This is a genomic window from Marinilabilia sp. (genome assembly GCF_016278715.1).
GTDB lineage: Bacteria > Bacteroidota > Bacteroidia > Bacteroidales > Marinilabiliaceae > Marinilabilia.
This window is the reverse complement of record NZ_JADQBH010000183.1, coordinates 1-7,252: the sequence shown is the minus strand read 5'-3', so window position 1 is coordinate 7,252 and position 7,252 is coordinate 1. Positions and strand designations below refer to the sequence as shown.

The 7,252-nt window shown below is 42.6% G+C and carries 1 protein-coding gene; it reads left to right on the top strand.

The features are described 5' to 3' along the window. Positions 1–7,252, top strand: a 7,252-nt coding sequence (locus QZZ43_RS11530; protein WP_291859311.1) for a hypothetical protein, incomplete at both ends; no start/stop codon positions are given.

Genomic DNA, 7,252 nt, shown 5'->3' with positions numbered 1-7,252 from the left:
CTGTGAAGGCTCAATTGCAGATTATACAGCCAACGTCACCGGAACCGGAACATATAATTATCAGTGGCAACTGGATGGCACCGATCTGACTGGGGAAACCAGTTCTACTTTAAGTTTTGATGTTTTGACATTACCATCAGTTGGAAATCATACGATTTCTGTTGATGTTGTAGATGTTTCAAATACTACCAACTGTAGCGCAAGTGCCAACACTTCCCTGGATGTGTATGAGACACCTGTAGTTACGATTACCGAGGGAGATCAGGAGGTATGTGAAACTACAGCTGTAACGTTTACCTCCAGTGTTACCGGAAGTGGAACTTATACCTATCAGTGGTCTATTGGAGGAACAGCCTTGACCGGTGAAACCGGCGGTACATTGAATATTGATGCTGCAAGTTTACCTGTTGCAGGTACTTATACTGTATCAGTTGATGTGGTTGACACTTCCAGTCCCCTGAATTGTAGTCAAACTGCCAGTGTACAACTTACTGTAAATGATGTTCCTGAAGTAACGATTACCGGCCCTGCAGAAGTTTGTAATGGTTCAACGGCTGATTTTTCTGCGACTGTAACCGGAAGCGGAACTTATAATTTCCAATGGAAGTTAAATGGAGCTGATTTGATAGGAGAAACTAATTCCACTTTGAGTTTTAGTTCTTCAAATCTTCCCTCTGTTGGTAATCATACAGTTTCAGTAGATGTTGAAGATATTTCTAATTCAACAAATTGCTCCATTATTGAAAGCGTTGCTTTTACAGTCAACGAACTCCCCACCGTTAATCTTTCTGATGCTGCCACTTGTGATGGAGTTCCTGTCGACTTGGAGGTTTTAACGTCAGGAGGAAGCGCTCCTTATGTTAATTACGTTTTGTACGATGCAGCGGACACTGAAATTGACAATTGGGGAGCCAACACCGTGTCACTTTCCGGTACCGATGTTGACCTAAGCAATAGTGGTGCTACTTATAGAGTAAGAGTCGAAGACAGCAACGGATGTATTGGTACCTCTAATGACATGACCTTGACAGTCAACGAAAACCCATCAGTAGAAATTCTTTACAATACCAATCCTGAAACTGCTATTGATGTATGTCTTGGTAGTTCCATGACACTGGATGCTCAGGGTAGTGGTGGTGCCGGAACTTACAACTATATCTGGGAGCTTCCTGATGGAACTACACAAACCGGAGCACAGTTGGTGATAGATCCGATGGCCTTAACAGATGATGGTGTTTATACGGTCACTGTTGATGATGGAAATAGTTGTGTTGGTACCCAGACAATAAATGTTACGGTTGTTGAAGTTACCGCCACTATCGCTGTAACTGCACCGGTTGCAGGTGCCACCACCATTTGTGAAAACACTTCTGTGACTTTTGAAGCCGGAGGTGGGGATAGTTATGAGTTTTACCATTTTGATGCAAGTGCCGGAACCACTTCAATGGTTCACGATGCCAGCAATGAATGGACTACCAGCACTTTAGAAGATGGTGACGAGGTTTATGTCACTGCCACTAATACGATGGGTTGTTCAGATGATTCTGATCCTATCGTGATGACTGTCCTTACCAATCCTACGGTAGCCATTAATTATCCTACAGGAGAAGACAATGAAATTTGTGTGGGAGAAGATCTTCCGGTTATTGCCGATCCTTCCGGGTATGCCAATTATGACTTTTACGTTTTTGATGGAACCACCGATACCAAAGTTTCTCCTGATGGATATGCCTCAGAAACTTTTACTTATTCAGCCAGTGACTTGGATGATGGTTATGAAATTTATGTAGTGGCCAGTTCCGGAGCAGGATGTTCCGGTGAGTCGGCTCGTGAAACGGTTGTCGTTCATACATTGCCCAATGCTACTGCTGATAATACAGGACCGGAATGTGTAAACCAAACAGTTACGCTTCAGGGGGGTGATGCAGGTCTCGATAGTTATGAGTGGTTTGCACCTGGTGCTGACCTCACTACCGATGCACCCATTGCTACAAGCATGGATCATGAATTGACGAATATTGCCTCTTCGGATGCTGGTATTTATACTTTGCGTGTGACCAATGTGAATAGTTGCCAGGCAACTGCTACCACCGAAGTGGTGGTTAATGAACTGCCAGTGGTTTCCTTGCCTGCCGATTATGCAGTTTGTGAAGGAACCCAGAATCATGAAGTTGATGCCACTATTACCAATGGCACTGCCCCTTACGAAGTGGTTTGGGAATTTGATGATGGTAGTGGTTCTCCGATAGAGGTATTAAGAGAGACCCTAACCGTTGAGGGTGAGTCAACGTATACTATCGGCACAGTGGCCGCTGCCAACGCAGGAACCTATACAGTTACAGTAACCGATGCCAATGGTTGTGTGAGTGTTCAGGATGAGTTGATTCTTACTGTTGATCCTGCACCTACGGTTACTTTTGATGCTTCATCAGTAACTGAAGTTTGTGACGGAACCCAGGTTTCGCTTATTGCCGATGGTGATGGTGGAGTTGTTAGTGGATCTGTTCCCTCGGGTTATGAGTATGTTTGGTATCATGAAGGTACTTTAGTGCCCGGTGTTTCTACCGCAACTTATCAGTTTGCCGGAGATAACGGGGTCAATGACGGACTTTATGAAGTAATGGCCATTGATGATAGCGGTTCAGGATGCGAAAGTCCGCTGGCTTCAATCAATGTAACTGTTCATGAACTTCCGGATGCCACGCTGGATGTGGATCCTGCTTTCTTTATTGAAGGAACCGAGGTTACTTTTACAGCGGTTGCAGGATATGATAATTATGATTTTTCAGTAGAAGGGACCGTCGTCCAGTCAGGTACCAATAATATCTATACTAACGCAGGTCTTATTGATGGTGACGAAGTAACTGTAACCGTCTCAGAAATTCATTCTCCTGCGTTAACCTGTTCCAATTCGTCAACTGTAACCATGACTGTTTTTGACAGCGTAGATACTCCTGTTGTTTCAGTTACAGACGAAGAGTATTGTGCCGGATCTGCCGGTGCTACCGTAAATGTTACCAATCCTCAGCAGGATGTTACTTATGAGTTGGTGTACGATGACGGCTCGCCCGTTTCCGGTTATTCACAAATAGTTTACGACGGTACCAATCCGGTTTCATGGAGTGGTGTGTTGGACGATAACGGAGGCATAAGTACTCCGACTACATTTAGAGTAAAAGCTTTTTGGGCAACATTAACACCAACGGGTGACCAACTTAGTGTTTCCTTTGATGTTACAGAACATCCTGTACCCATCGCACATACTATGTCGGTTGATGGTGCTTCTGCAGCTGCAGGAATCACTGTCAGTGACTGTAACTCCGGTTCTGGATATGTAATAGGACTGGATGATGGTTGGCAATCAATTGATTATACCTTATTGCTAAATGGCACTCAGGTGTTGGAAGTGAAAAATGGTGGTGGAGTAGTTAGTAACTTCACTTTCGATAATACTTATTCTATTGTAGGCGAATACACCATTGTAGCACAAAATGTGCATGGTTGTACTACCGATATGATTGGTTCCTTTACCATTGATGGTAATGCTGTCTCCTTGTTTGATCTTATTGGCGAAAATAATGGGCAGTATTGCGATGGGGATACTGACGGTATTGAATTAACTCTGTCAGGTTCGGAATCAGGTGTTGACTATGAGCTCTTTAGAGATGGAGCTTCGTTAGGCACATTTGTTGGTGATGGAAATCCCCTTTCATTCGGGAATTTTACAGATGAAGGTACTTACAGAGTTTCAGTAACCACCGGAGGTGGCTGTACTTATCTCATGAATAATGATCTCACTGTAGAGATGGTGATATCGCCTGATGCAGGAACGCTCACTGATGCGAATAGCAACAATTTCCATTTCTGTGAAGGAGCCGAAGGTGTTGATATATATCAGGATGTTGTTCAGATCGAAAACTATATTTACGAATTAATCGGACCTGGAGGTTTGGTCTCAACACATACAGGTGATAATAGTGGAACAGGTGTAACTTTTGAAAACATTACTGTTCCGGGAGAATATTTTGTCAGAGTAACTTCCGCAGAAGCTATTGGTTGTAGTGCTGAAACAGGTGTTGTTGAAGTTGTGGAAGATGCATTACCCAATGTTGAAACAGTTCAGCAATACACCGAGTTGTGTGCATTTTCAGGTAGTACTGCTCTTATAGGTATTGATAATTCACAGAACAATGTGGAATATCAATGGGTGGATGTTGGAGATGCCACCAATGTCGGTTCGTGGACTTCCGGAACTGGTGGTCGCCTGGAGCTTGTTGTTGATGCTGCTGGTGAATATTTGATTCAAGCCAGAAATACACAAAGTGGTTGTGAAGTTGAAATGGATGGCACCGTTACAGTTGAGTTACGCCCGCTTCCGGCCTCTGATATTTCAGTTTCTGTAACAGGAGGAACTGATTGCACAGATGGTTTGGTATTAACACTTGACAACCCTGAGGCAGGTGTTGTTTATCAATTATACAAAGAAGATATTTCTGGTGATCCGGTCTATGTTCAGGATCCTGTATCCGGTGATGGTACCGTTGCCTTGCCTTTTGAGGCAATAGTTGACAGAAATGCAGATTATTATATTTTAGCTACTTCGGAGTATGGTTGTCCTGTTGTATTGGACGGTTCTCCGTGGAATGTGGATATTGCGGATGCTGTTGAGAAATTTGCATTGAGACCAGAAACCGGGGACATTTGTAATGGTGAGGAAGGCGTTGCTTTCTATCTTGAGAACAGTGAGGTTGGCACTCAGTATGTTCTGAGCCTGGAAGGCGCAGGAGATTCCCGCAACGATACTGTGACAAGTACTGGCGGAATGGTTGAGTTTGCTCCTGTATTGGAGGAAGGTACATATTATGTCACAGGCCTTTCTGCATCCGATGAAAATTGCAACAGTGAAATGCTCAATAGAGTAGAACTGGTTGTACGCCCATTGCCACAGGCATTTAATGTGATTGGCCCTGGAACTTACTGTGATGTGACTAAGGGAGTTACCCTTGGAATTGATAATTCACAGACTGGCTTCGAATATTTGCTGCAACAACATACAAGTGCCGGAAAACGAAATGTCGAGCGATTTATCAGTAGCACTGAAGGTGATACCATTCATTTTACAACACCATTGTTTGAAGATGGTACTGATAATATCTATTCAGTTGTTTCTATTTCTCCTTTTGGATGTACTTCAAGTATGAAGGACACCATAGAAGTTAATGAAAGTGGTACCATTGCAACTCCTGTTATTGTTGATAATGTGGGTGAAGATAATGACACCGTATATTTCTGCGACATCTCAGGAGAGTATTATACCATCCAACTCGATGCACCTCAATTAGATGATGGAATTCTCTATCAGGTAATTGATGAAGGTGGAGTTGTAGTTGCTGAGTCAATTGTCGAAGCAGGAGCAATGGAACCTCTTAACGTTGTTGACCCTGGAACATACAGTGTTCGTGCTGCCTGGGAAGATGGGGGATGTATGACAGCTTCGGATGTGATTCAGGTTGAAGGTTCTTTACCAGCTGAAGACCTTCATGAACCAGTTTATCCAACCAGAATTTGTGCAGGAGATACTGCTACTATTAAATATCCTGACAACAGTTTTGGCTGGAGCTATTCTCTTATGGCTATCGTTGGGTCTGTCGAAGAAGCTGCGACCTTTGTAGCCAGAGATACCATTACCAATGCTACAGGCAATGATACCATTGTATGGACAGTGGATACAGAAGGTAGATATTTTATCAATATTCAGAGCGAGGGTGGTGCTTGTGAGCCTGTGCCTACATCAAATATTGATATACAGATCGCTGATCCAATTCAGATGGCATCTTTCACTGCCAGCACCTATAACTATTGCCACAATTCGGACCGGGTAGAAATTGCAATTGACAATGTGCCACAAACCGGCAATTTTGTTTATCGCCTGATTGATGCTGATGGCAATACTTACGGAGCAGTCTTTAATGATGATGCAGAGTATCTGTTTACTCCTTTGGTTGGAGAAGATACACCAACTGCTTATGGTTTGCTTGGGAAAGATATTGATTCGGGCTGTGAGGCCAGGATGGATGTTGCAGACTTTGCCGAGATTGTACAATTCCCTGTTCCTGTAGTGTATGAAATAGTTGAAGATACCATCATATTTGACCCCGAGTCGGATATAGTCTATGAAGTTAATCTCACAGACTATGAAGACAGGGTGGTTTATGATATGTATTACCAATTCAGTGATGAAGTATTTAGCAGCACATCCGGTGAAAACTTCAGTATTCCTGTTTCTTCCATTGAGAAAGAGGGTGACTATTATATTTATGCACGTCATTTGGATGCTCCGGATTGTGATCCAATCGAAATTGGTTCTGTTTTCCTAAAAGAAAAAGGAATTACCCCGTTTGTATTTACTTTGGCCGAAGGAAGAACTAATTATTGTGAAGGTGAGGTTGTTAAAATTTATCTCTCTAATTCTCAGCCTGGAGTGGAATATCAATTGTTCAGAGATGATCAACCTATTGGAAACCGGATTATTTCTTATCAAACAGGCAATCCAATTACGTTCAGCGATGATTCATACATGGGAGTAGTTTCTTTTGTGGATGGAAGCGTGAAAGTTAAGTATGACGTTATTGGATTCTTCAGCGACGAAGAACCTGTTTCTATGACCCCTGACGGAGAAGCAATTACAGCTACTGTTTGGGAAAGACCGGATGAAAAGATTATCAGGATGGAATCTCTTAACGGAGAAGTGAGTCTTGGTGGACAATGTTCACCTAATCAGACTATTAATGTTGTGGTGGAATCGCCGGATATTAATAACAGGTACTTTGTGGAATTCATAGATACCGATGAATTACATCTTGAAGGCTATGCTTTTGAGAAGTTGGATAGTACAGATGTTAATGATTTTTGGGATGAGTTAGATTTTGGTGTAAACGCTGCAGGTTATTATCGCATATCCGTAAGTAATGCTGGGTGTCGTAATCAGATTCTTGAGGATACAGTACAGGTTCGTCAATTTAGAGATCCTATTGCTGAGGACTTTATGATGAAGATTCCATCAGATCAAATCTTAGGAGTGATTAATGTGATGGAGAATGCTATTACCGACCCGTTATTAGGCATCGATGATTACAAATACGGGTGGGAATATCCTGTCCCTTATGATACAATCGTATTCTCCTATATTGATGCGGACGTTGAATTTAACTATGATGCTTATATCGGGAAAAGACCAGAATGGAATTCTCCA